Genomic DNA, 25,606 nt, shown 5'->3' with positions numbered 1-25,606 from the left:
CGCGCGAGAGGTCAGTCGCCTATGGACCTCAACACCGTCACGGAAGTCGTCCGGCGCCCGCTCGACCGGCCCGGTGCGGACTGGCGTGAGGGCGATGCGTGGCTCGCGGGTGGTACGTGGCTGTTCTCCGTGGAGCAGCCGAGCTTGCGCCGGCTGGTCGACCTGACGGCGTTGGGCTGGGATTCCCTCGCCCCGAGCCACGCGGGGCTCGAAATCGGCGCCACGTGCACCGTTCGCGAGCTCTATTCCTTCGCTTTTCCGAATGACTGGATCGCCGGCGCTCTTTTCTCGAAAAGCTGCGAAGCCTTCCTGTCCTCGTTCAAGGTATGGAATTCTGCGACCGTCGGCGGAAATATCTGTCTTTCCTTGCCCGCCGGCCCCATGATCACGCTGACGGCCGCGCTTGAGGCCCGGTACGAGCTGTGGGCCCCCGACGGGTCCACGCGCACCGTCGATGCGATCGACTTCGTGACCGGCGACCACCAGAACGTTCTCCGCCCCGGTGAAATCCTGCGGCGCGTCGAGATTCCGGCCCATGCCCTGAGGAAACGCACCGCCCACCGCCGTTTCACGCTGACCCGCCTCGGCCGTTCGACGGTCTTCCTCATCGGCACTCAAACACCGGGCACGAGCGACCTGTTGCTCACCGTCACCGCCGGGACCACACGGCCTGTGCGCCTCGCTTTCGACGCCCTGCCCGATGCCTCAACTCTGCGGCGGAGCGTCGACGCCATCCCCGCCGGTCTCTGGTTCGCGGATCCCAACGGGACCCCCGAACACCGTCGCCATCTGACGAAGTACTTCGCCGAAGAGATTCGTCGCGAACTGTCGGCCGGTGACGGGCCATGACGTACGTCGTGAACGGCAGGAGATTCGACGAAGAGCCGGGCCCCGGCCAGTGCCTGCGGACCTTCCTGCGGTCGCTCGGTCATTACGGCGTCAAGAAGGGGTGCGACGCGGGCGATTGCGGCGCGTGCACGGTGTGGCTGGACGGCAATCCGGTGCACAGCTGCATCACGCCCGCCTTCCGCGCGGAAGGCGTTGAGGTGACGACGATCGAGGGGCTCGGGTCTCCGGGTCAACTGCACCCGATGCAGCGGCAGTTCCGCGATGCCCCAGGGTTCCAGTGCGGCTTCTGCACCGCGGGAATGATCATGACGTCAGCGACGTTCACCGAGGCGCAAAAGGCGGATCTGCCCCGCGCACTGAAGGGCAACCTCTGCCGCTGCACCGGCTATCGAGCGATCGAGGACGCAGTGAAGGGCGTCGTCGGCGTGGAGACGGCCGCGCCGGGAAAGGCCGTCGGGACAAGCGTCGGCGCACCGGCCGGCGACGACGTGGTGACCGGTCGCGCAGAGTTCACGATGGACACCGACGTCCACGGCATGCTGCACCTCAAGGTGGTGCACTCGCCGCACGCGCACGCCCGGATCGTGTCGATCGACAAGAGCGCCGCGCTGGCGGTGCCCGGCGTGCATCGCGTCTACACCTGGGAGGACGTACCGCGCAAGCGGTTCTCCACCGCGATCCACACCGACCACCTGGTCGATCCGGACGACACGTACATCCTCGACGACACGGTCCGCTTCGTCGGCCAGCGCGTCGCCGCGGTCGTGGCCGACACGGTCGGCGCTGCGGAGGAGGGCTGCCGGAGGGTCGAGGTGGAGTACGAGGAGCTGCCGGCGGTGTTCGACCCCGAGGCCGCGATGGCCGATGGAGCTCCCCAACTGCACGCCACGGACGACCCGTTCGTCCGCGATGCCGTCCACAACATCCTGCTGGAGATCCACTCGCACATCGGCGATGTCGACACGGGGTTCGCCGAGGCCGACGTGATCCACGAAGGGACGTACTCGTCGCCCCGCGTGCAGCATGCCCATCTCGAGACCCATGGCTCCATCGCCTGGGTGGAGAACGGCCGGTTGAACGTGCGGACCAGTTCGCAGTCGCCGTCGATCGCGAAGATCAAGCTCTCCCATCTCTTCGCACTGCGCCCGGACCAGCTCCGCGTGTTCTGCAAGCGGGTCGGTGGCGGCTTCGGCGGCAAGCAGGAAGTGATCTCGGAGGATCTGGCGGCGCTCGCCGCCCTGGACACCGGCCGGCCCGTCTGCTTCGAGTACACCCGCGAGGAGGAGTTCACGACGGCTTCGCCGCGGCACCCCATGACGCTGACGGTCAGGCTCGGCGCGAAGGCGGACGGCACGCTCACGGCGTTCCAGGTCCGCAATGTGTCGAACACGGGCGCCTACGGAAACCACGGCGGCGAGACGCTGTACGCGGGCGGCGCCGCCGTCATGATCTACCGCTGCCCGAACAAGAAGTACGACGGCTTCTCCGTCTACACGAACACCGTGCCGAGCGGGGCCCTGCGCGGCTACGGGATGACGCAGCCCGCGTTCGCCGTGGAATCGGCGATGGACGAACTGGCCCGCTCCCTGCACCTCGACCCGCTCGAACTGCGACGGCGCAACATCGTGCGGCCGGGCGATCCGCTCGTCGCCCTGCACGACGGCCCCGACGACGTGATGTTCAACGAGGACGGGCTCGGCAAGTGCATCGATCTGGTGGATCACGCCCTGGCCCGTACCGGCAACGAGCCACCGCCCGGCTCCGGTTGGCTCATGGGGTCCGGGGTCGCGAGTTCCCTGCACGAGACCGCGCCCCCGACCGAGCACATCTCCGAGGCCTGGGTCACGCTCGGCGACGACCTGGTGTACGAACTGGCCGTCGGCACGGTCGAGTTCGGCGAGGGCACGTCGACCGCGCACGTCCAGATCGCGGCCGGCCAACTCGGGACGACGCCTTCACGCATTCGCCTCGTGCAGTCGGACACCGACCGCACGGGATTCGACACCGGCGCGTTCGCGAGCGCGGGACTCTTCGTGGCGGGCAACGCCGTACTCCGCGCGGCCAACGCCGTACGCGACCGCATCCTCGAATTCGCCGCCGCGCACACGGGTGTCCACGTGGTCATGTGCTCGCTGGGCGACGGAGAAGTCGTCTGTGGGGACCAGCACGTGCCGCTGGCCGAACTCGTCGCGCTGGCACGCGCGCGCGGAATCCGCTTCACCGCCGCACGCAAGGCCTACGGATCGCCCCGAAGCGTCGTATCGAACACACAGGGATTCAAGATCGCGGTGCACCAGGTGACGGGCGAGATCCGCATCCTCTACAGCGTTCAGGCCACCGACGCGGCCGTCGTCATCAACCCGGCGCAGGTCCGGGGGCAGGTGGAGGGTGGGGTGGCCCAGGGCATCGGCTTCGCGCTGACCGAGAACTACCAGGTCGACGCGGGCGGAGCCATGGCCAACCCGAACCTCCGCAACTACCGCATCCCCACCTACGCCGACGTCCCCCGCACGGAACTGCTCCTGGTCAAGTCGGCGGATTCCTTGGGGCCCATGGGGTCGAAGGGGATGGCGGAATGCTGCGTCAACCCGGTGGCCCCCGCCCTGGCGAACGCGCTCCACGACGCCACGGGCGTCCGCTGTCGCGCACTGCCCCTGACGCCGGAGCGCATCTACAGCCGGCTCAGGGACAACCGGCCGCTACGGACGGCTCACTGACGCCCCGGACCGGCGCGCCCGACACACGCCGCCGGTCACACGATGCCGATCGCGCGATGCCGGTGACCGTGACGGTGATCTGTGGGGCCGTGGCCGGGGCCCTGGCTTCCCGGAAGGTCTCGATGGCGGTGCGGGTGGCCCTGGTGACGTCCACGGCCCGAGCGTCGGCGCGTGTGCGCGCCGCTCCACCAGTCGTCTCTCCCCCTGACGCGGGGCGCACCGGATCATGCGCACCCAGTTTCATGAACGGGCTGGGCAGGGAGCCCCGCGGGCCGGAAGCGTCCGTCCCAGGCGGGCCAGCGGGGACAGCGCCATCAGCAGCGGGGACAGCAGCATCCCCGCCGCCGTCACCGCGAGACCGAGACGCAGCCCCCACTCGTCCGCGAGGAATCCGCCGAGCAGGGAGCCGAGCGGGGTCAGGCCCATGCCGACGAACGTGATGGTCGCCGCCGCGCGGCCCTGCATCCCGTCCGGGGTCAGGGCCTGCCGGACGGCCATCACCGTGACGTTCACCAGCTGGCCGAAGGTCCCGAACACGAGGCCGACCGCGACGAGGGCGAGAACCGTTCCCGCGGAGGACCCGTGCAGCGCGGGCACGCACAGGAACGCTCCGTCGCCGAGTGCCGCCGCGGACACGAGCACCACCCCGTGCCCGAACCTGCCCGGCAGGCGGGCTGCCAGCAGCGAGCCGAGGAGCGCGCCCGGCCCCGCGGCCGCGAGCACGAGACCGACCTCTGTGCCGGACAGGCGCAGTTCCCGTGGCAGGAAGAGCAGATAGACGGTCGTCGTCGCCGCCAGTGAGAACTGGAAGGCGGCCGAGGCGAGGCACACGGCCCTCAGCGAGGTGTCGCCGATGACGAAGCGCAGGCCCGCACCGATCCGCCGCCAGACCCGCGGGGGACGCCGCTGGGGCTTCTGCTTGGACTCATGCTTGGGCTCCGGGAGGCGCTGCGAGAGTTGCTCCGCAGGCTCCGGAAGACGTTGCGAGGCCTGGTGCGTGGGCTCGGGGATCGACTCGCTGCGGCGGATCCGTCGGATCGACAGGAAGGACAGCGCGAAGAGCAGAGCGCTGGACGCGGCGGCGATCGGTGCCGACAGGAGCGAGACCAGCGCCCCGCCGAGTGCGGGACCGGCGATCTGGGCGGCGGACCGGCTGCCCTCCAGCGCGCTGTTGCCCCGCACCAGTTGATCGCGTTTCACCAGCCGTACGAGAGACGCCTGGTAGGCCACGTCGAAGAACACCGAGAGTGCCCCGACGGCGAAGCCGGCCACGAGCAGCGCGGGCAGGCCGAGCGCGCCGAAGAACCACGCCACGGCGGCGGCGCCCAGGGCCAGCGTCCGGCCCACGTCGGCCAGCACCATCACCGTGCGGGTCCGCCATCTGTCCACCCACGCGCCGACCAGGAGTGAGAGCAGCAGGATCGGCGCCTGCCCCACCGCGCGCAGGACGCCGAGCTCACCGGCGCCGGCGCCGAGCGTCAGGACGGCACAGAGCGGCAGGACCACCAGAGTTGTGTGTTCGCCGAGTTGGGAGACCGTCTGGCCCACCCAGAGTCGGCGGAAGTCGCGGTCCCGCCACAGGCTTGGGGAAGCAGGCCGGCCGGATGCGGATCCCGCAGAAGAACCGGAGGAATCAGAGGACGCGGAGGACGCGGAGGACGCAGACGAACTAGACGAACCAGAGGAACCAGAGGAACCAGAGGAACCAGACGACGCGGAGGGCACAGGGATCCCTTGCAGTGCAGACGACGAGGCCCGCCACCGGGCGCGCAGAAGGCGCACCGACGGTTCGGGCAGGAGAGAGCTCGCTGTGCCACGCGACAAGGGCAGCACGCGATGACGGGCCGATCACGGCCTGAAGCGTCAAAGCGTGCGCGTACGACCGGGCATTCCTCACTCCTCCTGGGTTGCTCGCCGCCCCGACAGTAGCCCGTACCGAAGGAGACCGACATGGGAAAAATCGTGATCAGCGAGAACGTCTCGCTCGACGGGGTCGTCCAGGACCCGACCGGCGACGAGGGCTTTCGGCGTGGGGGCTGGTTCGACCGGATGGCGGACAAGGACCGGCTGGAGTGGACCAAGGTCGAGTTCGACGAGGCGCTCGGCTCGGAGGCGCTACTGCTCGGCCGGCGGACCTACGAGTGGTTCGCGGCCCGGTGGCCGTCCCGGAGCGGCGCGTGGGCGGAGCGGCTGAACGCCCTGCCCAAGTACGTCGTGTCCTCGACCCTCGTCGACCTGGAGTGGAACAACTCGACGGTCCTCGACGGTGAGGTGGTCGCCGAGGTCTCGAAGCTGAAGCAGGAGCTGGACGGGGACATCGTCGTCTATGCCAGCCGCAGGCTCGTGCGCACGCTGCTTGAGCACGGACTGGCCGACGAGCTGCGGCTCATCGTGCACCCGGTCGTGCTGGGGGCCGGCGAGCGCCTCTTCGGCGAGACGGGCGACGAGCTGTCGCTGCGCCTCCTCGGCACGCGCACCGTCGGCGACGACCTCGCGGCGCTCACCTACGCAATCGGCCGGAACGCCGAGGGACACGCGGCCTGAACCCGGTCGCCCCGCGGTGCGCCGCACCTCCGCCGCGGTCACGATGAAGGAGGCGTCGCAGAAGGCGGCGCCACAAAGGGACACCCCCCCTTTGCATAATCATTCTTTGGGATGCATACTCTTCCTATGTCTAAGGTTCTCACCTCCCTTCCCGCCGGCGAGCGCGTCGGCATCGCCTTCTCGGGCGGCCTCGACACCTCCGTCGCGGTCGCGTGGATGCGCGACAAGGGTGCCGTCCCGTGCACCTACACCGCCGACATCGGCCAGTACGACGAGCCCGACATCGCGTCGGTGCCCGGCCGTGCCAAGACCTACGGCGCCGAGATCGCGCGCCTGGTCGACTGCCGTGCGGCGCTGGTGGAGGAGGGCCTGGCCGCGCTCGCGTGCGGCGCGTTCCACATCCGCTCGGGCGGCCGTGCCTACTTCAACACGACGCCGCTGGGCCGCGCCGTCACCGGCACCCTGCTGGTACGGGCGATGCTCGAGGACAACGTCCAGATCTGGGGCGACGGCTCGACGTTCAAGGGCAACGACATCGAGCGGTTCTACCGTTACGGCCTGCTGGCCAACCCGCACCTGCGCATCTACAAGCCGTGGCTCGACGCCGACTTCGTGACGGAGCTGGGCGGCCGCAAGGAGATGTCGGAGTGGCTGGTCTCCCACGACCTGCCGTACCGCGACAGCACCGAGAAGGCGTACTCGACCGACGCCAACATCTGGGGCGCCACTCACGAGGCCAAGACGCTGGAGCACCTCGACACCGGCGTGGAGACCGTCCAGCCGATCATGGGCGTGCGGTTCTGGGACCCGTCGGTGGAGATCGCCGCCGAGGACGTGACGATCGGCTTCGAGCAGGGCCGCCCGGTGACGATCAACGGCAAGGCGTTCGCCTCCGCCGTCGACCTGGTCATGGAGGCGAACGCGATCGGCGGCCGCCACGGCATGGGCATGTCCGACCAGATCGAGAACCGGATCATCGAGGCGAAGAGCCGCGGCATCTACGAGGCCCCGGGCATGGCGCTGCTGCACGCCGCGTACGAGCGCCTCGTGAACGCGATCCACAACGAGGACACCCTCGCGCAGTACCACAACGAGGGCCGGCGCCTCGGGCGGCTGATGTACGAGGGCCGCTGGCTGGACCCGCAGGCGCTGATGGTCCGCGAGTCGCTCCAGCGCTGGGTCGGCTCGGCCGTCACCGGCGAGGTGACGCTGCGGCTGCGGCGCGGTGAGGACTACTCGATCCTCAACACCACGGGCCCGGCCTTCAGCTACCACCCGGACAAGCTGTCGATGGAGCGCACCGAGGACTCGGCGTTCGGCCCGGTGGACCGGATCGGCCAGCTCACCATGCGCAACCTCGACATCGCCGACTCGCGTGCCCGGCTCGAGCAGTACGCGGGCCTCGGCATCGTGGGCACGACGCACCCCGAGCTGATCGGCGCCGCGCAGGCGGCGGCAACCGGTCTGATCGGCGCGATGCCCGAGGGTGGCGCCGAGGTCATCGCCTCCCGCGGTGAGGTCTCCGAGGACGACGAGCTCCTCGACCGCGCCGCGATGGAGTCCGGCACCGACTAGCCCCGACGGGCGGGACGTGAGCGAGGAGAGGGGGTGGCCGCTGCGGCCACCCCCTCTCCTCGCTCTCTTCCGGCTCTGCCAGGCGGTTACGCGGCTTCCACCACGTCCGCCGGGTTCGCGAACTGGGTGCGGTACAGCTCCGCGTACCGGCCGTCCTCGGCGAGGAGCGTCTCGTGGGTGCCGCGCTCCACGATGTGGCCGTCCTCGACCACCAGGATCTGGTCGGCGGACCTGATCGTGGACAGGCGGTGCGCGATCACGACGGCGGTACGCCCTTCGAGTGCCTCCGCGAGCGCTTCCTGCACGGCCGCCTCGGACGTGTTGTCCAGGTGGGCGGTCGCCTCGTCGAGGATGACGACGCGCTGCCTGGCGAGGAGGAGGCGGGCGATCGTCATGCGCTGGCGTTCGCCGCCGGAGAGGCGGTAGCCGCGCTCGCCGACGACGGTGTCGAGGCCGTCGGGCAGTGAGTGGACCAGGTCCTCCAGGCGGGAGCGGCGCAGCACGTCCCACAGCTCGTCCTCGCTCGCTCCGGGCCTGGCAAGCAGGAGGTTGGCGCGGACGCTGTCGTGGAAGAGGTGGCCGTCCTGGGTGACCATGCCGAGGGTCTCGCGCAGGGATACGGCGGTCAGGTCGCGGACGTCGACCCCGCCGATGCGTACGGTGCCCTCGTCGGTGTCGTAGAGGCGGGGCATGAGCTGGGCGACGGTCGACTTGCCGGCGCCGGAGGTGCCGACGAGGGCGACGGTCTGGCCGGGTTCGGCGCGGAACGAGATGCCGTGCAGGACCTCGGCGCCCCCGCGGGTGTCGAGCGAGGCGACCTCTTCGAGGGAGGCGAGGGAGACCTTGTCGGCGGACGGGTAGCCGAAGCGGACGTCCTCGAACTCCACGGCGACCGGCCCCTCGGGCACCTCTCGGGCGTCCGGCTTCTCGTCGATCAGCGGCTTGAGGTCGAGCACCTCGAAGACGCGCTCGAAGCTGACGAGGGCGCTCATGACCTCGACGCGGGCCCCGGCCAGGGAGGTCAGCGGCGCGTAAAGGCGGGTGAGGAGCAGGGCGAGGGAGACGACCGCACCCGCGTCGAGGGTGCCCTCGATGGCGAAGTAGCCGCCCAGGCCGTAGACGAGCGCGAGGGCGAGGGCCGAGACGAGGGTGAGCGCGGTGATGAACGCGGACTGCGCCATGGCCGTGCGGACGCCGATGTCCCGTACGCGGGACGCGCGGGCGGCGAACTCGGCGGACTCGTCGCCGGGCCGGCCGAACAGCTTGATCAGCGTGGCGCCGGGCGCCGAGAACCGCTCGGTCATCCGGGTTCCCATGGCCGCGTTGTGCGCGGCGGCCTCGCGCTGGAGCCGGGCCATCCGCGTACCCATGCGCCGCGCGGGCACCACGAACACCGGCAGGAGCACGAGTGCCAGGAGCGTGATCTGCCAGGACAGCGTGAGCATGACGGCGAGGGTGAGAAGCAGCGTCACGACATTGCCGACCACGCCGGAGAGCGTGTTGCTGAACGCTCTCTGCGCGCCGATCACATCGTTGTTGAGGCGGCTGACGAGGGCGCCGGTGCGGGTCCTCGTGAAGAAGGCGACGGGCATGCGCTGCACGTGGTCGAAGACGGCGGTGCGCAGGTCGAGGATCAGGCCCTCGCCGAGGTTGGCCGAGAGCCAGCGGGCGACGAGGCCGAGGCCCGCCTCCGCGACGGCGATCACGGCGATGAGGAGGGCGAGGCGGACGACGGTGCCCTCGTGCTTGCCGTCGACGATGGTGTTGACGACGTGCCCCGCGAGGACGGGGGTCGCCACGGCGGTCAGCGCGGTGACCACGCTCAGGACGACGAACTGGGCGATCCGGCGCCGGTGCGGACGCGCGAAGGCGGCGATGCGGCGGAGGGTGGCGGGGGCGAAGGGTCGGGTGTCCTGCTGGGCGTTCATGACGCTGTGCAGCTGCGTCCACGCCGTGGTCTCCATGCTCATGAAGTAGACGGTAAGACCTCAAGCAAAGTTGAGGTCAACGGAAGGGTTCGAATTCGAGGCTGGGGGGCGCCTGGGAGGGGCGCGGGCGACGTGCCACCCTGGGCATCACCCAGTGACGATCACTCAGGAGGGTCCGGATGCCGGTCCGCGTCGAGCGCCGAGGGCATGTCACCACGGTCATACTGTCCCGCCCCGAGGTCCGTAACGCGGTCGACGGGCCCACGGCCGCCGAACTGGTCGCCGCCTTCAAGGAGTTCGACGCCGACGAATCCGCACGCGTAGCGGTGCTCTGGGGCGAGGGAGGCACGTTCTGCGCGGGCGCCGACCTCAAGGCCATCGGAACGGAGCGCGGCAACCGGGTCACCGAAGAGGGCGACGGGCCGATGGGCCCGACCCGCCTGCGGCTGTCGAAGCCGGTGATCGCCGCCGTGAGCGGGCACGCGGTGGCCGGCGGTCTCGAACTGGCGCTCTGGTGTGATCTGCGGGTCGCCGAGGAGGACGCCGTGTTCGGGGTGTTCTGCCGGCGCTGGGGTGTGCCCCTCATCGACGGCGGCACGGTGCGGCTGCCGCGGCTCATCGGCGAGAGCCGCGCCATGGACCTGATCCTGACGGGCCGCCCGGTGCCCGCCCCGGAGGCGTACGCGATGGGGCTCGCCAACCGTCTTGTGCCGCCGGGCCGGGCGCGGGCCGAGGCGGAGGAGCTCGCGGAGCGGATCGCGGGCTTCCCGCAGGCCTGTATGCGCGGCGACCGCGCCTCCGTTCTGGACCAGGCGGGTCGGGGCGAGGAGGCGGCCATGGCTGACGAACTGCGGTACGGGACAGCCGTGCTGGAGGAGAGCCTGAAGGGGGCCGCGCGGTTCGCGTCGGGGGCGGGGCGGCACGGGTCGTTCACCGACACGTGACCCGGCGCCGCGCCCGCCCGCGACGAAACGGTCAGCCGGAGGTGTGCAGCGGCACCGTCAGCTGCTTCAGCCACGTGCCGGTGGTGAAGTCACGCGCCTTGATGACGACCGAGCGGGGTCCCACCTCGACCTGGAGGCCCTGGTTGAAGGCGCCGCCGAGCGAGACCTCGCCGCCCTTGCCGTCGTCCATCCAACCGACCTGTACGGCGGCGGTGTTGACGACGGTGAATCCGTCGAGGTTGCCGGTGCCGGGGACGACGCGGCGCACCACCCAGTCGGACAGGTTGAGGTCCCAGTGGGTGTGCCCGGAGAACAGGAACACGTCCTTGTGGCGGCCCAGGATCGACAGGAGCCGGTCGGGCTGGAGGTAGTCGCTCATGTAGAGCTTGTTGTGTGTGCCCGACACGGTGTTGGGCAGCGGGTGATGGGTCAGGACCATGACGGGACGGCGGCGGCGCGCCCAGTACGCGAGCCGGTCCTCCAGCCAGGCGAACTGCTCGTCGCTGATCCACACCTCGTCCCACAGCTTCGCGTCGTGGTAGTGGGAGTAGCGCTCGGTGCCGAGACTGAGGACCGGCACGCCGCCGAACGAGGTCTCCGCGTAGACCTTGCCCCGCTCCGCGAACGTGTAGAAGCTGCGGAAGAGGGAGTCCTCGGTGGTGCCGTTGGGCCAGGTCGCCTGGGCGAGGGTGTTCGGGTCGCTGTACTTCGGCACGTAGAACTCGTGGTTGCCGATGGCCCACGCCACGTTCTTGGGGTGCGGGTGCTTGTCCAGGGTCTGGCGGACGGCCGCGTACTCGAAGTCATAGCCGCGCGGGGTGATGTCACCGGCGATGCCGAGACCCGCGCTGCGCGGGTTGACCGAGTGCAGGTCGTCGAGCGCCTTGCCGAAGTCCGTCAGGTCGCCCTGGATGTCGCTGATGATGTTGAACCGCACGGTCCCGCCGTCGCCGTGGCGCTGGGCCGCGGGCTCGGCGGCGGGCGCGGCGTCGGCCGCCGGCGCGGAGACCAGCGAGCCGGTCGCGGCGAGCGCGCCGCCCGCGAGCGTCGCGCGCCCCGTCGTGGCCATGAACGATCTGCGATCCATCGGTGTTTCCTCCAAAGCGACTGCCCCCGTGTACGGGTGGTTGGTCGCCCCGAGCGTTACGGGTCGCGATGGCCTGACGACGTACCGGAGGTGACCGGCGCCTTAAGACTGGTCTAGCCCAGTTACCTTTTCGAGATATCGCCGCGGTCGACGTGCCCCGAGGCCCGTTCAGCCCAGTTCGAGGGTGGTGATGCCGAAGATCCTCTCCTGGGCGAACGGCCGGACGGGGCCGGTGTACATGCGGGCCGTGGCGAATCCGGGGGTCAGGCCGTACGACTCGGCGAGCGCCACGGCGGCCGGGTTGGATTCGGGCACGTCCACGGCGACGGGGGCCCGGCCGACCGCGGCGAGCAGGGCGTCGAACAGCGCGCGGGCGTCCTGCGGGGTGTCCGCGAAGAGCGGGCCGACGCGGAAGGTCTCGCGGCCAGGACGGATGACGCCGTAGCCGGTGACGCGGCCGTCGACGACGCGGGCGAGTGCGCGATGTCCGTCACCGGCGAGCCAGGAGGCGAGGAAGCGGGGACGCTCCGCGGGGTAACAGGCGCTGTCGTACAGGGCGATGGACTTGAGGCCGCCCGCTTCGGCCACGGGGATGACGGCGCCGGGCGCGAGGTCTGGGGCCGGGCGCGGGGCCTGCGGTACGCCCGCGTAGCGGACGGTCGTGTGCGCCGGTTCGAAGCCGGACTTGCGATAGTTGTCCTGCTGGGCAGGGACGCCGTCGAGGCCGACCGTCCTGCCGCCCGCGTGCGCGAGGCCCGCCTTCCAGGTGGCGATGCCGTAGCCGCGGCCGCGCAGGTCGGGCCGTACGAGGTAGAAGCCGAGGAAGGCGTAGTCGTCGCCGTAGTTGACCACGGAGATCGCGGAGACCGGCTCGCCGTCGACCCGGCCGATGAAGAAGCCGTCGGGATCCTGGGCGAAGAAACTGCGGGCGTCGGCGAGGCCCGGGTTCCAGCCCTCTTCCGCGGCCCAGCCGCTGATGACGGCCCAGTCGTCGAGCGTGGCCCGGGTGATGTCGAGCCGCTCGGGCACCTCGGGGGTGCCGGCGGTCCGGTGGTCGCCGGAGGTGTGGGGGTCCGGTCGCGTCATCGTCGCCTCTCCGTTCCTGCGCGGCGCGCCCTGGCCCGCCGCCCTTGATCCATGCCGGGCCCATCCTTCCCGATCGCCTCCCTCCGCCGCGACCACTGAGGCACGATGATCGGACGCCTGACCGAACTGAGCCTCTTCAGCAGGGAGTTGCCGCATGGGGGAGATCACGCCGCCGCCCATCGACCGGATCGACACCAGCAAGCCGCATCCGGCACGGGTCTACGACTGGTTCCTGGGCGGCAAGGACAACTATCCGGTCGACGAGGAGCTCGGCCGGCAGATCGTGGCGCTCGAACCGCAGTCCAAGTACGCGGCCCAGCACAACCGTTGGTTCATGCAGCGCGCCACACGGCATCTCGCCGAAGCGGCCGGGGCACGCCAGTTCCTGGACATCGGCAGCGGCATCCCGACCGAGCCCAACCTCCACCGCATCGCCCAGGGCGCCGCACCCGACGCCCGTGTCGTGTACGTGGACAACGACCCGATCGTGCTCGCCCACGCGGGGGCGCTCCTTCGCGGCACTCCGGAGGGCCGCACCGAGTACCTCTCGGCGGACGTGCGGGAACCGGAGAGGATCCTCGAACTCGCCGCGCACATACTGGAGTTCGACCGCCCGGTGACCCTTTCGCTCATCGCGCTGCTCCACTTCATCCCGGACTCGGACGGCGCCCACGACCTCGTGCGGACCCTGGTGGACGCGTTGCCGTCGGGGAGCCATCTGGTCCTGTCGCAGCTCGCCGGCGACTTCGATCCGGAGCGGACGCGGGAGGCCGTGGCGATGTACACGGCGGGCGGGGTGACGCTCGTGCCGCGCTCGCGCGAGGAGATGGGCCGTTTCTTCGACGGGCTCGACCTGCTGGAACCCGGGATCGTGTGGCTGCCGGACTGGCACGCGGAGCTCGGCGTGGACGAGGTCAGGAACGGTTCGCCGGTGCCGCTGTACGCGGGGGTGGCGCGCAAGCCGTAACCCTCGGGCCACGCCCTCAATTTTTATGGTCACCTTGACTATATTCATGGTGCGCCATATCGTCGCCATGACGAAAACGACCAGGGGGTTCCCGTCATGGCCGACATCAAGCGACGCTTCGGACTGCACCACCTGCGCTCCGCGCCCACCGCCCACATCCGTCACCACAAGCGCGGCGCACTCGCCCACGACGGCACGGGCCTGAGCTTCTGGTTCCGGGCGTTGAGCGCGGCACTGTCCGAAGTACCCGTCGACGACAGGGAGTTGGCGGTCACGTTCCACGCGCGGACAGCCGACTTCCAGGACGTCGCCGTGCAGGCCTCGGTGACGTACCGGATCAGCGACCCCGCGCTCGCCTGCGCCCGGCTCGACTTCTCGCTCGACCCGGACACCGGCGCCTGGCGCGGCACTCCCCTGGAGCAGCTGTCCGCGCTGCTCACGGAGACGGCGCAGCAGCACGCGCTGGACGTCCTGGCGCGCACCCCGCTCGCGGAGGCCCTCGCGGACGGTGTGACGGCGGTGCGCGAACGGGTCGCGGCGGGCCTCGCCGCCGAGCCCCGCCTGCCCGCCACCGGCGTGGAGGTCGTCACCGTACGCGTCGTGGCGCTGCGCCCCGAGCCCGAGGTGGAGCGGGCGCTGCGCACGCCGGCCAGGGAGCGGATCCAGCAGGAGGCGGACCGGGCGACGTACGAGCGGCGCGCGGTGGCGGTCGAGCGGGAGCGCGCCATCGCCGAGAACGAGCTCGGCAGCCGCATCGAACTGGCCCGGCAGGAAGAGCAGTTGGTGGAGCAGCGCGGCACGAACGCGCGCCGCGAGGCCGAGGAGAACGCGGCGGCGGACGCGGTACGCGCCGAGGCGGAGGCCGCGCGGGCGGTGCGCCTGGCCGGCGGCGAGGCGGAGGCGGCTCGCGCGGTCGGCGAGGCGCGGGCGCATGCGCAGGAGGCGTGGCTGCGGGTCCACTCCGAGGTCGACGCCGCGACGCTGCACGCCCTCGCCGCCACGCAACTGGCGCAGAACGTGCCGCGGATCGAGAACCTGACCCTCTCCCCCGACGTGCTCACGGGCCTGCTCGCCCGGCTCGGCCACGACCGGGGTGAGCGACCGTGACGCTCGCCCCGCGCGCGGTACTGGTCCACCGGACCACGGAGTACGAGGAGCTGCTGGCCCGGCACGGCACGCACGGCCAGGCCGCCTTCTTCCTCTCCTCGCGCGGGCGCTCCGTCGAGGAGGTGGCCGAGCGCCATCACCGTACGGCGCGCGCCCTCGCGGAGGTCGCGGCGGCCGTGCCGCTGTCGTGGCGCAGGACCCGTCTCGAGCGGGCGGATCTGGACCGGTTCCTGTTCGGCCCGGAGGACGTGGTGATCGTCGTCGGGCAGGACGGTCTGGTCGCGAACGCGGCCAAGTATCTGTCGGGCCAGCCGGTCGTAGGCATCGACGCGGATCCCGGACGCAATCCGGGTGTCCTGGTGCGGCACCGGGCGGCCGACGCGGCGAAGCTGCTGCCGGCCGCCGTTTCCGACCGGGCTTCGGCCGACGAACTCACCATGGTGGAGGCCGTCGCCGACGACACACAGCGGCTGCTCGCGCTCAACGAGATCTACCTCGGTCCGGCGTCGCACCAGACGGCGCGCTACCGGATCGGCCCCGACGACGACACCCACGCGCCCGAGCCCCAGGCCTCCTCAGGCGTCCTGGTCGGCACCGGGACCGGCGCCACCGGCTGGCTGCGTTCACTGTGGCAACAGCACGCGAGCACACTGCCGCTGCCGGGCCCGGCGGAGCCCAGGCTGCTCTGGTTCGTACGGGAGGCCTGGCCCTCCCCCGCCACCGGAACGTCCCAGGTGGAAGGCTCCCTCGGCCCCGCCGACCGCCTGCGCGTCACGGTCGAGTCGGACCGCCTGGTCGCTTTCGGCGACGGCGTGGAGAGCGACGCGCTGGAACTGACCTGGGGTCAGACGGTGCGGGTGGGACGGGCGACGGAACGGCTGCGGTTGGTCGCCTGAGGTGGAGATCGGGCGGCTACTCCGGCGGCGTAGGCGTGTCGTGGCTGTGGTACATCGCCTGGATGTCGAGCTCCAGCTTCACCGTGGGACCGACCACGGCGATGCCGCGGGGCAGCACGTTCGCCAGTCGAGGGTGACTGGCAGTGGGGGCGCCAGGTACGGCCACGGCTGCACCCCGGTACTGGAACGGGCCCCGCCCGTCGTCCAACCGCTAGTGCTGTGACCGGGAAGGTCCACCGGCTCTGGGGCTCACCGCCAGTTCGAATAGCCTGCGCCCATGTCCGAATCCGAGAACGACCTTGACTGGTGCAGAGCTGGTACAGCTCGCAGTGCGATGGTGACTGGGAGCACGCATGGGGTGTGGCGATCGAGACACTCGACAACCCGGGCTGGTCCGTCAAGATTGATCTTGCGGAGACGGACCTGGCGGACCGGGAGTACCCCCGACAGCAAGTCATGCGGAGTGCGCACGACTGGGTGATGGCCTGGACATCTGAGAAGGCGTTCCATGCCGCCTGCGGGCCCGGCCAATTGACCGAGGACCTCACGCTGTTCAGCGCCGGGGCGACTGTGAGTGCCGTGACTGAAGAATCGATCACGCCGTGAGAGGAAATCTGTACGTGAACTTCGACGAGTACGCCACCTCGTTCCTGCTCTACGCCCCCGCGAAGAAACCTCACGGCTGGAATCTCGACCTGCAGGAATTCGGTGAAGCACTCCGGGAAAACTTCTCCGATGCCGGATATGAGCCGGAAGAAGAGTACCCAGCCCGTCTTTCCTTCTGGATAATGGACGAACAGGGTGTCGAGTTCAATGGTTTCGCCGATACGGAAGTGCGAGACACTATCGCGCTCGCCGAGAGTACGGTTGACGAGGTCGCCGAATTCACCGTCTGGTTCCGGGACAGCTGTATCCCTTCACCCGACTTGGTCCGGTTCACGTCGGAACTCGCTCACGCCCGCGGCATCGAGGCCGACTGGCGCGTTCCACGGACTGGCGGCGTGACCGAGGTTCTCAATGTGCTGCAGCAGCACATCCAGGTTGTGGTCGGAAAATAGACCTTCCACACATTCCGCCTGGCCGCGCCCTCCAAATGAAGAGCGCAGGCCCTGGCTCGCTGCCACGACGCGTTGCCTGATCATGACTGGGATCACCACCCAGCGCCTCGCCTCCCCTGCTGACTTCGCACTGCCGGTTCCGCCGGCCCCGCTGCTTCCTATGTTGACGTTGAAGGAAGCGCAGGATGTTGTCGAGTTGCCGGCCACTGTCGCGGCCGGCGGGGTTGTTGGATCGGGAGTGGGCTCGCACCCTGGCGATGAACTTGGCAGCCAGGGCGCCGTCGCGGGAGTGATCAGGGCTTGGTGAGTTTCGTCAGGCTGGCGCCGATTCCGGCTATCAGTTTCCTGATGTCTCCGGTGGGCTTGACTGCTGCGTCGGTCAGACGTGTGAGGGCCGCGACGAGCTCAACGTTGCTCTGGGCAAGAGCGAGAGTGGCGAGTGCTTGGGTTCGGGCGGCTTCATCCGGGTGCAGCTTCTGCTTGGTGTTCATGAGCTTGTCGGCGTGCGTGCGCGCTTCGCTGATGAGGTCGGTGGTCTTCTTATTCAAGGCTCCCCCTCGGTGCTCGTGACACGTGCAGACCAAAGTAAGTGCAGAACTCACCTGCTGCCAGAACGCCTCACGCCGCGGCCCGTTCGGCGAGAGGCAGGTCGAGCAACTCGCTTTGGTTGTCAGGGTTTTGGGCAGTTGCGGCACCGGAGTCCGAGGGTGCAGAGGGTGAGGGCGACGGGTTGACCTCAGGGGCACGCGACGCGGAGGTTCTCCGGTGGTGAGCGTCGGACCCGGCCGGCGATCTGTGCGATCTCGTGGGCGATCGACTACTCCGGCGGCGTAGGCGTGTCGTGGCTGTGGTACATCGCCTGGACGTCGAGCTCCAGCTTCACCGTGGGACCGACCACGGCGATACCGCGGGCCAGCATGCTTCGCCAGTCCAACGTGTAGTCCTCCCGGTGGAGTTCGGCCGTGGCGAGGGCCGCGCAGCGCAGCTCCTCCGCGTAACCGCCGTTGACCATGCCGAGATAGCCGGTGTCCAGTTCCACCGTGCGGCTGACGCCGTGCATGGTGAGCGCGCCCTGGATCGACCACTTGGTGCCGCCGCGGTACAGGAAGCGGTCGGAGGAGAAGTGGATGTACGGGTAGCGCTCGACGTCGAGGAAGTCGGCCGAACGCAGGTGGTTGTCCCGGGTCTTGTTGCCCGTCGTGATGCTCGCCGCGTCGATCCGCACCTCGACCCGCGAGTCCGCCATGTCGTTCGCGACCTGGATGCCGCCGTCGAAGCGGGTGAACCGGCCGTGGACGTGTGCCATGCCGACGTGCTTGGCGATGAACCGGATCGCGGTGTGCGGCGGGTCGAACAGCCAGGTGCCGGGCTGCGGCAGCTCCGGCGGGCGGGCCATGTGCAGCTGCACCGAGGTCAGCGGGAGCGTCTCACCGGCGACGACGTCGACCGTCTGCTGGTGGGGCTGGAGTCCGTCGGCCGCGATCATGACGCCGTACCGGCCGGGCGGCAGCGTGAGGAAGACGAGCCCGTACGGGTCGCTGACCAGCTTCGCCACGACGCGGCCGTTGCCGACCCGCGTCACCGTGACGTCCGCCCCCGACATCGGCTGCCCCATGGGGTCGGCCACCTCGCAGTGGAAGGCGCCGGCGCCGTGCGGCACGGGATGCACCAGTCCCGCCCCGCGCGGGTCACGTCCGGACCGGCTCCTCCTGAACAGCGCGAGGGGCATGCAGATCACCTTCCGACTCGGCCGCAGAACCTCCGCAGCGGGCTCGCATCTACGATCCCATGTCCGCGATCTCCGCTGATCAAGGGCGCTGAGGGTTACCGGCGGCAACTGCATGGTGAATACACGGGAATCCGACATACCGCCGCCCGGGCGCCCGGGACTGCACACTCTCCTCACCTTTCACCCACCACTCGACCACGCCCGCACCCCCTCGGACTCCGGGCGAGGGCGAGCGAAGAGGGGCAAGGACGGGCCAGGACGAACCACTGGGACGCAGGGCCACTTCCACGCCATATGTCTGCCGATTACGGGTCAACCGTTGACTCGGTCAATCGCGCTCTGACAGATTCTCGACGCCTTGACTTCACCCCCTCCTGAAGGAAGGGGATTCTCACAGCTCACGCCGTGGGGGTTTCTGCTTCGTCGCCGACTGCCCGCCCGGAGTTCTCCGTTGAGGTCTTACACCGGCTCCACAGACTGTCACCGCCAGCCCGGCGGCCTTCACGTTGCGTGCCGCGTTCACGTCCCGGTCATGGGTCGTACCGCAGCCCTCACACGTCCAAGTGCGGACGTGGAGCGGCATCTTCCCCGCGAGGGCGCCGCAGTGGGAGCACAGCTTGGAGGAGGGGAACCAGCGGTCCACGACCACGAGGTTGCGCCCGTACCAGGCGGCCTTGTACTCCAGCATGGTGCGCATGTCGCGCCACCCGGCGTCCGAGATGGCCCGGGCCAGACTGCGGTTCTTGACCATGTTGCGCACGGTCAGGTCCTCGATCACGAGCGTTTGGTTTTCACGCACGAGTCGAGTGGTCAGCTTGTGCAGGTGATCGCGGCGACGGTCGGCGATCCGGGCGTGGATCCTGGCGACCTTACGGCGCGCCTTGGCCCGATTGGTCCCCTCGCCCTTGGCCTTCTTCGCCAGACGGCGCTGGGCCAGGGCGAGACGAGCGCGGTCTTGGCGTTCGTGCCGGGGGTTGGCGATCTCCTCTCCGGTGGAGAGGACCAGCAGGCGGTCCAGGCCGGCATCGATGCCGATGGCCGAGTCCGTCGTGGGGAGCGGCTTCACGGCCGGGTCCTCGCACAGCAGGGAGACGAACCACCGGCCCGCACCGTCCTGGGACACGGTCACCGTGGACGGCGATGCCCCTTCGGGAAGGGGGCGGGACCATACGACGTCCAGAGGCTCGGACATCTTCGCCAGCGTCAGCTTCCCGCTCCGGTACCGGAATCCCGAGGTGGTGTACTCGGCGGACTTCCGGGACTTCTTCCGGGATTTGAAGCGCGGGTACTTGGCCCGCTTGGCGAAGAAGTTCGTGAACGCCACCTGCAAATGCCGGAGCGTCTGCTGGAGCGGAACCGACGACACTTCGCAAAGGTAGGCCAGTTCCTCGGTCTTCTTCCACACCGTGAGCATCGCCGACGTCTGGTTGTAATTGACCCGCTCCTGACGCGTCCACGCTTCCGTGCGGGCCGCGAGCGCCAGGTTGTAGACCTTGCGCACACACCCGAACGTGCGCGACAGCTCGGCTGCCTGCGCATCCGTCGGATAGAAGCGGTACTTGAATGCCCGCTTCACGTGCCCCCCGGTCATGCCCACAAACTAGCGTTACCAATAGTTGAGCCCAAATCTGCCGGTCAGCGCACTGCCCCAGAGGGCGAATCACAGCCCGTTGCCCTGCTCCGCAGGAGTCCGATTCCTCCCCAGGCTGAAGCCAGGGGTATCCACGGAGGAACCCGATGAATGCGACTGAGCCCGACCTCTCCGCCAGGTGGAAACGGTTCGCCGAAGCACACTGGGGCAGGGAGCCTGCCGCGGTTCCGTTCGCCCCGGGCCTCGGGCCGGAGCAGGTGTACGGGGCCGTCGCCGCCTCCTGCGCACCGCCCGTCGAGGACGCGGCCGGCGTCCGTTTCGCCACCGCGGCGCAGGGCCGATTACGCGACGCGGGCGCGCTGCTGCCCGGCCGTGACGACCCCGGCCCGGACGCGTACCGGGACCGAATTGCCCGTCACCTCACCGGATCCGGATGGCTGTTGAGTGTGCGGCAGCCGCTGTGGCGGGACTTCGGACTCTGGACCCATGTGCGCGAACTCGTCTCCGGGCTGTGGCGGGCGGTGGGCTGGCCCGCCCTGCCGGTGACCGCCGAACTCGCCCTCGGAGAGCACTGCGCCGGCCGCGACGCCCCCGCCGCGCGCCCCGGCTCGTTCACGCTCACCTGGGTACTCGCCGGCACCATGGCGGTCAGGCTCTGGCCCGAGCACACCGGCACCGAGTATCAACTCGCCGCCGGAGCGGGGGACTTGTTGTACTGGCCCGCCCGATGTCGCCACCTCGATCACTACCTCGACCGCTGCACCACCTTACGGATCGTCGTGCCCGCTCGCCGCGCCGCCGCGCTCACCCACGTACGGGGACTCCTGGCGGACCGTATGCAGGAGGACCTTGTCTACGCGGGCGCCCCCGGCGCCCTGCCGTTCCCTCCCCCTGCGGCCCCGGACGGCGAGATCGGCGCGGCGGAGCCGGTCGCCGGCACCGCGCGGCTGTTCGCCGGGCTCGCCACCGGACCGGGAACGGCCAGGGAGCTGCGCGTGTCCTGGGCGGCGCGCAGATCGGCGGCGGGGCTCGAACCGGCGCCTCCGCCACGACCGGCCGTACCTCTCGAGCCCGGACTGCGCGTACAGGCCTCGGCCGAGCTCTTCCGAGTACCGGACGGCCCCGGACGCGCCGTGTGGGCCGCGAACGGGCACACCCTGACGGTCGAGGGAGCCGGACCCGAACGCGTCAGGAACCTTCTGCGGTCCGAAGCGGCGCTCACGACAAGGGAGTTGGGCCGCTGCTCACGGATGCCCGCGCAGACACTGACCCCGCTCCTGTCCGACCTGCATCGCATTCGCGCCATCGAACTGGTGGACGGAGACGGGGCGGCATGAGGGAGGATCCCCGCGCCGCCGACCCCGCAGGCCGCGCCGCCGAGCCCACAGGCCACGTCACCGAGACCGCGAGCAGCGGCGCCGCCCCCGTCGAGCAGAGACAGCCGGTCCGGCTCGACCCGCTCGACCGCCTCGACTGGCGGGAGTTCGGCGAGCGGTACTGGGACCGGCGACCCGTGCTGTTCAGGTCGGTCGCGCCCGCCCCCTTCGACGCGCACGAGGTGTTCGAGACCGCCGTCGCCGCGGCCCACCGCGGAGGCCCTTTCGGTGTACCGCCCTACGCGGGGTTCGCGGTCGGCGGCGAGCCCCAGACCGACCCCGGCGACTTCCTGCCGCAGCCGAGGGACGGCTCGTTCGCGGGTTACCACCAGCGGCTCGTCCGGCAGCTCTCCGGCGAGCCGTACTCCCTGTCCGTTCAGGCGTTTCACGCGTTCCACCATCCGTTGTGGGCACGCGAACGCGCCTTCTTCGCCGGCCTGTGGGAGCGCGTGGGACAGCCCGTGCAGAGCGCCCTCACGACACTGGTCCACGGCACGTACGAGCAGCCGTTCACCGAGGCGCTGCCCGGTCAGCGCGTCGCGACGTTCCTGTTCGTGCTGGGCGGGCGGCAGCGGATGCGGTTCGATGCGGGAGACCGGGGCGCGTCCCTCACCGTCGAGGCCGATCCGGGCGACCTGTTGTACTGGCCGTCGCCGCTGTCCCCCGTCGCCGAGCCCTATGCCGGTTGGGCGTCGACGGGCGTGCGCGTGAGCGTCGTGCGGGAGGGGCGGCAGGCGGCGGCCGAGCTGTACGACCTGCTGCACGACGTGACGCCCGAGACGCTGCTCACGCCGGACCCGGATCCCGCGGGCGCCGGGCCGCCCGGCGAGGAGAGCCTGCTCGTGCCCGACGCCGAGGCGGGGTCGGAGCTGCCCGTTCCCCTGGAGCGTGCCCTCGCGCACTTCCGTTCGGCGGGCGCGCGCGGGCCGCTGGAGGAACGGGTCGCCCGGCAGTCCCTGCGGCACTGGACGGCCGGGGGATTCCGGCCCGTGCCGCCGCCGGCGCCGCGCGGCAGGTTCGGCGACGACGACGTCGTGCGCGCCAGGGAGCGCGTGCTGTGGACCGAGGCCGCCGGGCGGCGGCTGTACTCCGCGTGCGGCCATGTGGCGGCCACGGAACTGCCTGCCGCCGACCTGGCCGCCGTACTGCGGGTCCTCAACTCCGGACGACCGCTGCCCGTCCGTGAACTGGCCCCGGCAGCACGGGTGTTGCTGGCCGAGCTGACGGCGTTCCGCGCGCTGGAGCGGCTCTGAGGGCCCGCCGGTCCGTCATCGCCGTCACTGTCCCGGTGCCGGGATCGCCAGGTACTTGTACTCCAGGAACTCGTCGATGCCGACCCGGCCACCCTCCCGGCCGATGCCGGACTGCTTGACGCCGCCGAAGGGGGCCGCCGGGTTGGAGACGAGGCCGGTGTTGAGGCCCACCATGCCCGTCTCCAGGCGTTCCCCGACGCGCAGCGCCCGGTCGAGGTCACGGGTGAAGAGGTAGCTGACGAGGCCCCACTCGGTGTCGTTGGCGGCGCGTACCACCTCGTCCTCGTCGTCGAACGTGAACAGGGCGGCGACGGGTCCGAAGATCTCGGTCCCGGTGAGACCGGCGTCGCGCGGCACCCGCACGAGGACGGTGGGCGGGTAGAAGTAGCCCTCCCCGTCCGGGATTTCGCCGCCGGTGAGGACCTTCGCGCCGCGGTCCACCGCGTCGCGTACGAGCCGGTCGACCTTGTCGCGGCCGGCGGCGTCGATGAGCGGCCCGACGTTCGTCCCGGGTTCGGTGCCGGGGCCGACGGTGAGGGCGCTCATGCGGGCGGCGAGCCGGGAGGCGAACTCGTCGGCCACGGAGCTGTGCACGAAGATGCGGTTCGCGGCCGTGCACGCCTCTCCCATGTTGCGCATCTTCGCCACCATGGCGCCCTCGACGGCCGTGTCGAGGTCCGCGTCGTCGAAGACGATGAGCGGCGCGTTCCCGCCGAGCTCCATCGAGGTGCGGACGACGGTGTCGGCACACTGGGACAGAAGGATCCGGCCGACCTGGGTGGACCCGGTGAACGACAGCTTGCGGACGATTCCGCCGCGCAGCAGCGGTTCGACGAGCGCGCCGGCGTCCGTGGTCGTGACGACGTTCAGGACGCCGTCGGGCAGGCCCGCCTCGGTGAGGATCCCGGCCAGGGCCAGGGTGCACAGGGGGGTCTGCGGCGCGGGCTTGAGGACCATGGTGCAGCCCGCGGCGACGGCCGGGCCGATCTTGCGGGTGCCCATGGCGAGCGGGAAGTTCCAGGGGGTGACGAGCAGACAGGGGCCGACGGGCCTGCGCATGATCAGGTGGCGGCTGCGGCCGTCGGGCGAGGGCGCGAATCCGCCCTCGATCCGTACGGCCTCCTCGGAGAACCAGCGGAAGAACTCGGCGGCGTACGCGACCTCGCCGCGCGCCTCCGCGAGGGGCTTGCCCATCTCCAGGGTCATGAGCAGGGCGAGGTCGTCGGTGCGGGCGATGATGATCTCGTAGGCGCGGCGCAGGATCTCGCTGCGGGCGCGGGGCGCGGTGGCGGCCCATGACTCCTGCGCGGCCGCGGCGGCCTCCGCGGCGCGCCGGCCGTCGCCGGGGCCGGCGTCGGCGACCTCGCACAGGCTCTCGCCGGTGGCCGGGTCGTCGACGGAGAAGGTGCGGCCTCCGGCCGCGTCCTGCAGGCGGCCGCCGATGAGGAGCTGCTTGGGGACGTCCTCGACGACTCGGGGCGTGGGGTGGGTCGTTGTCATACTGCTTCCTCCGTCGCTGGTCAGCGGGTTGCCGTCGCGGTCTCCACGGCCGCGGCCCAGGCCCGCAGGCCGTCGTCGATCTGTCCCTCGTCGACGACGAGCGCGGGGATCATCCGCACGACGTTGCCCCAGGGCCCGCAGAGCAGGAGCAGCAGCCCCTCGTCGGCGGCGGCCTGCTGGGCCCGTACGGCGGTCGCCGCGTCGGGTTCCCCGTCGGGGGTCGTGAACTCGCTGGCGAGCATCAGGCCGAGTCCTCGTACGTCGCCGATCGCCTCCGTCTTCGCGGCGACGTCCTCCAGGCCGGAGCGCAGGCGGGCCCCCATGGCGGCGGCGTTGGCGACGAGCCCTTCCTCCTCGACGACCTCCAGGGTGGCGACGGCGGCGGCGCAGGCGACGGCGTTGCCGCCGTAGGTGCCGCCCTGCGAGCCGGGCCGCGCCTTGTGCATCAGCGCCTCGGGGGCGGCGATCCCGGAGAGCGGGAAGCCGCTCGCGAGGCCCTTGGCGGTGATGAGGATGTCGGGGCGTACGCCGAAGTGGTCGTGCCCCCAGAAGCGTCCGGTGCGGCCGACGCCGGTCTGCACCTCGTCGAGGACGAGCAGGATGCCGTGGCGGTCGGCGCGCTCCCTGAGTCCTTGCAGGAAGGCGGAGTTGGCGGGGACGTAGCCGCCTTCGCCGAGGACGGGTTCGACGAGGATCGCGGCGGTGTCGTCCGGGTCGGAGACGGTCTGGAGGAGGTGGTCGAACTCGCGCAGCGCGAACCGCGTCGCGGTCTCCTCGTCCCAGCCGTAGTGGTAGGCGTTCGGGAAGGGGGTGATGGCGACGCCCGCCATGAGCGGCCCGAAGCCGGTACGGATCTTCGTGCCGGACGTGGTGAGGGAGGCGGCGGCGACGGTGCGGCCGTGGAAGCCGCCGTGGGCGACGACGATGTTGGGCCGGCCGGTGGCCTGCCGGGCGAGGCGCATGGCCGCTTCGACGGCCTCGCTGCCGGAGTTGGCGAAGAAGAGGCTGTCGAGTCCTTCGGGCAGAACCGATCCCAGTTTCTCGACGAGGCGCTGAAGGGGCCGGTGCAGGACGGTCGTGTACTGGCCGTGGATGAGGGTGGCCACCTGCTCCTGGGCGGCGGCGACCACGCGCGGGTGGCAGTGGCCGGTGCTGGTGACGCCGATCCCGGCGGTGAAGTCCAGATATCGGCGGCCGTCGGTGCCGTAGAGATGGACGCCTTCCCCGCGTTCGGCGACGACGGGGGTGGCCTGGCGCAGATGCTCGGACAGTCGCGTCATGCCTCCACCCTCGACGCTGAGCCGAAAGGACGTCAATGGGCCATCTGTGACGATCCGCCCCCTGGGGGGCCACGGGTCACCCGGGTGGCCTCGACGACCGTCGGCTCCGTCACCCGTCG

Annotated in this window: 21 protein-coding genes and 1 pseudogene; 12 read left to right on the top strand and 10 right to left on the bottom strand. The window is 70.6% G+C overall.

The window, feature by feature from the left end; translation table 11 throughout:
- The first annotated feature begins 21 nt into the window (after positions 1-21).
- A complete protein-coding gene (locus tag LGI35_RS37555) occupies positions 22-849 on the top strand; it encodes an FAD binding domain-containing protein (RefSeq protein WP_227298821.1) in 828 nt (275 codons plus the stop codon).
- Positions 846-3,566 (top strand): molybdopterin-dependent oxidoreductase, encoded by a 2,721-nt coding sequence (locus tag LGI35_RS37550; protein WP_227298819.1) that lies wholly within the window; start codon positions 846-848, stop codon positions 3,564-3,566. The genes LGI35_RS37555 and LGI35_RS37550 overlap by 4 nt, the downstream gene beginning before the upstream one ends.
- A 240-nt stretch (positions 3,567-3,806) precedes the next feature.
- Here LGI35_RS37550 and LGI35_RS37545 read toward each other — a convergent pair whose 3' ends face one another.
- Entirely contained in the window at positions 3,807-5,147 is a 1,341-nt protein-coding gene (locus LGI35_RS37545) for an MFS transporter (protein ID WP_227300690.1), read from the bottom strand.
- A 369-nt stretch (positions 5,148-5,516) separates the two neighbouring features.
- Between LGI35_RS37545 and LGI35_RS37540 the strand changes: the two genes are divergently transcribed.
- Together LGI35_RS37540 and argG are read left to right on the top strand one after the other, a co-directional pair.
- Entirely contained in the window at positions 5,517-6,110 is a 594-nt protein-coding gene (locus tag LGI35_RS37540) for a dihydrofolate reductase family protein (protein WP_227298817.1), read from the top strand.
- A gap of 126 nt (positions 6,111-6,236) precedes the next feature.
- Positions 6,237-7,685, top strand: coding sequence for an argininosuccinate synthase (gene argG / locus LGI35_RS37535; RefSeq protein ID WP_116506170.1), 1,449 nt, complete (start codon positions 6,237-6,239; stop codon positions 7,683-7,685).
- An 86-nt stretch (positions 7,686-7,771) separates the two neighbouring features.
- On the opposite strand, the gene LGI35_RS37530 is transcribed toward argG, so the two are convergent.
- Positions 7,772-9,655, bottom strand: coding sequence for an ABC transporter ATP-binding protein (locus LGI35_RS37530; RefSeq protein WP_227298815.1), 1,884 nt, complete (start codon positions 9,653-9,655; stop codon positions 7,772-7,774).
- 137 nt (positions 9,656-9,792) lie between these two features.
- Between LGI35_RS37530 and LGI35_RS37525 the strand changes: the two genes are divergently transcribed.
- The gene (locus LGI35_RS37525) at positions 9,793-10,557 is read left to right on the top strand and encodes a crotonase/enoyl-CoA hydratase family protein (RefSeq protein WP_227298813.1); all 765 of its coding nucleotides are present in this window, start codon (positions 9,793-9,795) and stop codon (positions 10,555-10,557) included.
- Positions 10,558-10,588: 31 nt separating this feature from the next.
- On the opposite strand, the gene LGI35_RS37520 is transcribed toward LGI35_RS37525, so the two are convergent.
- Entirely contained in the window at positions 10,589-11,644 is a 1,056-nt protein-coding gene (locus LGI35_RS37520) for a metallophosphoesterase family protein (protein WP_227298812.1), read from the bottom strand.
- A gap of 168 nt (positions 11,645-11,812) precedes the next feature.
- Entirely contained in the window at positions 11,813-12,730 is a 918-nt protein-coding gene (locus tag LGI35_RS37515) for a GNAT family N-acetyltransferase (protein ID WP_227298810.1), read from the bottom strand.
- Between the two features lie 154 nt (positions 12,731-12,884).
- On the opposite strand from LGI35_RS37515, the gene LGI35_RS37510 reads away from it, so the two are divergent.
- The 3 genes from LGI35_RS37510 to LGI35_RS37500 all read left to right on the top strand — a co-directional run bounded on the left by LGI35_RS37510 (position 12,885) and on the right by LGI35_RS37500 (position 15,700).
- Positions 12,885-13,697 (top strand): SAM-dependent methyltransferase, encoded by an 813-nt coding sequence (locus LGI35_RS37510; RefSeq protein WP_227298808.1) that lies wholly within the window; start codon positions 12,885-12,887, stop codon positions 13,695-13,697.
- 96 nt (positions 13,698-13,793) lie between these two features.
- Entirely contained in the window at positions 13,794-14,804 is a 1,011-nt protein-coding gene (locus LGI35_RS37505) for an SPFH domain-containing protein (protein WP_227298806.1), read from the top strand.
- Positions 14,801-15,700, top strand: coding sequence for an NAD(+)/NADH kinase (locus LGI35_RS37500; RefSeq protein ID WP_227298803.1), 900 nt, complete (start codon positions 14,801-14,803; stop codon positions 15,698-15,700). Before LGI35_RS37505 ends, LGI35_RS37500 begins: the two co-directional genes overlap by 4 nt.
- Before the next feature lie 16 nt (positions 15,701-15,716).
- Here LGI35_RS37500 and LGI35_RS46690 read toward each other — a convergent pair.
- A pseudogene (locus tag LGI35_RS46690) lies at positions 15,717-15,835 on the bottom strand (YceI family protein); the annotation flags it as partial.
- A 225-nt stretch (positions 15,836-16,060) separates the two neighbouring features.
- Here LGI35_RS46690 and LGI35_RS37495 point away from each other — a divergent pair.
- Together LGI35_RS37495 and LGI35_RS37490 are read left to right on the top strand one after the other, a co-directional pair.
- Complete coding sequence (locus tag LGI35_RS37495; RefSeq protein ID WP_264484699.1) at positions 16,061-16,306, top strand: immunity 53 family protein; 246 nt, start codon at positions 16,061-16,063, stop codon at positions 16,304-16,306.
- Positions 16,307-16,320: 14 nt separating this feature from the next.
- The gene (locus LGI35_RS37490) at positions 16,321-16,758 is read left to right on the top strand and encodes a hypothetical protein (RefSeq protein WP_227298799.1); all 438 of its coding nucleotides are present in this window, start codon (positions 16,321-16,323) and stop codon (positions 16,756-16,758) included.
- 293 nt (positions 16,759-17,051) lie between these two features.
- On the opposite strand, the gene LGI35_RS37485 is transcribed toward LGI35_RS37490, so the two are convergent.
- From LGI35_RS37485 to LGI35_RS37475, 3 genes are all read right to left on the bottom strand, one after another.
- Entirely contained in the window at positions 17,052-17,306 is a 255-nt protein-coding gene (locus LGI35_RS37485; protein WP_227298796.1) for a hypothetical protein, read from the bottom strand.
- Between the two features lie 269 nt (positions 17,307-17,575).
- Positions 17,576-18,487, bottom strand: a complete 912-nt coding sequence (locus LGI35_RS37480; protein WP_227298794.1) for a YceI family protein — start codon at positions 18,485-18,487, stop codon at positions 17,576-17,578.
- A gap of 391 nt (positions 18,488-18,878) precedes the next feature.
- Positions 18,879-20,078, bottom strand: a complete 1,200-nt coding sequence (locus LGI35_RS37475; RefSeq protein WP_227298792.1) for an RNA-guided endonuclease InsQ/TnpB family protein — start codon at positions 20,076-20,078, stop codon at positions 18,879-18,881.
- 146 nt (positions 20,079-20,224) lie between these two features.
- Between LGI35_RS37475 and LGI35_RS37470 the strand changes: the two genes are divergently transcribed.
- Positions 20,225-21,415 (top strand): hypothetical protein, encoded by a 1,191-nt coding sequence (locus LGI35_RS37470; RefSeq protein WP_227298791.1) that lies wholly within the window; start codon positions 20,225-20,227, stop codon positions 21,413-21,415.
- The gene (locus tag LGI35_RS37465; RefSeq protein WP_227298789.1) at positions 21,412-22,707 is read left to right on the top strand and encodes a hypothetical protein; all 1,296 of its coding nucleotides are present in this window, start codon (positions 21,412-21,414) and stop codon (positions 22,705-22,707) included. The genes LGI35_RS37470 and LGI35_RS37465 overlap by 4 nt, the downstream gene beginning before the upstream one ends.
- Before the next feature lie 24 nt (positions 22,708-22,731).
- Here the strand turns inward: LGI35_RS37465 and LGI35_RS37460 are convergent, their stop codons facing one another.
- Together LGI35_RS37460 and LGI35_RS37455 are read right to left on the bottom strand one after the other, a co-directional pair.
- Positions 22,732-24,207: an NAD-dependent succinate-semialdehyde dehydrogenase gene (locus tag LGI35_RS37460; RefSeq protein WP_227298787.1), complete on the bottom strand. Its 1,476-nt coding sequence runs from the start codon at positions 24,205-24,207 to the stop codon at positions 22,732-22,734.
- Between the two features lie 20 nt (positions 24,208-24,227).
- Positions 24,228-25,487: an aspartate aminotransferase family protein gene (locus LGI35_RS37455; protein ID WP_227298785.1), complete on the bottom strand. Its 1,260-nt coding sequence runs from the start codon at positions 25,485-25,487 to the stop codon at positions 24,228-24,230.
- Positions 25,488-25,606: the final 119 nt, after the last annotated feature.

The organism is Streptomyces longhuiensis (assembly GCF_020616555.1).
Taxonomy (GTDB): domain Bacteria; phylum Actinomycetota; class Actinomycetes; order Streptomycetales; family Streptomycetaceae; genus Streptomyces; species Streptomyces longhuiensis.
Note: the sequence above shows the minus strand (reverse complement) of the source record. Positions and strands in the feature narration are given on the sequence as shown.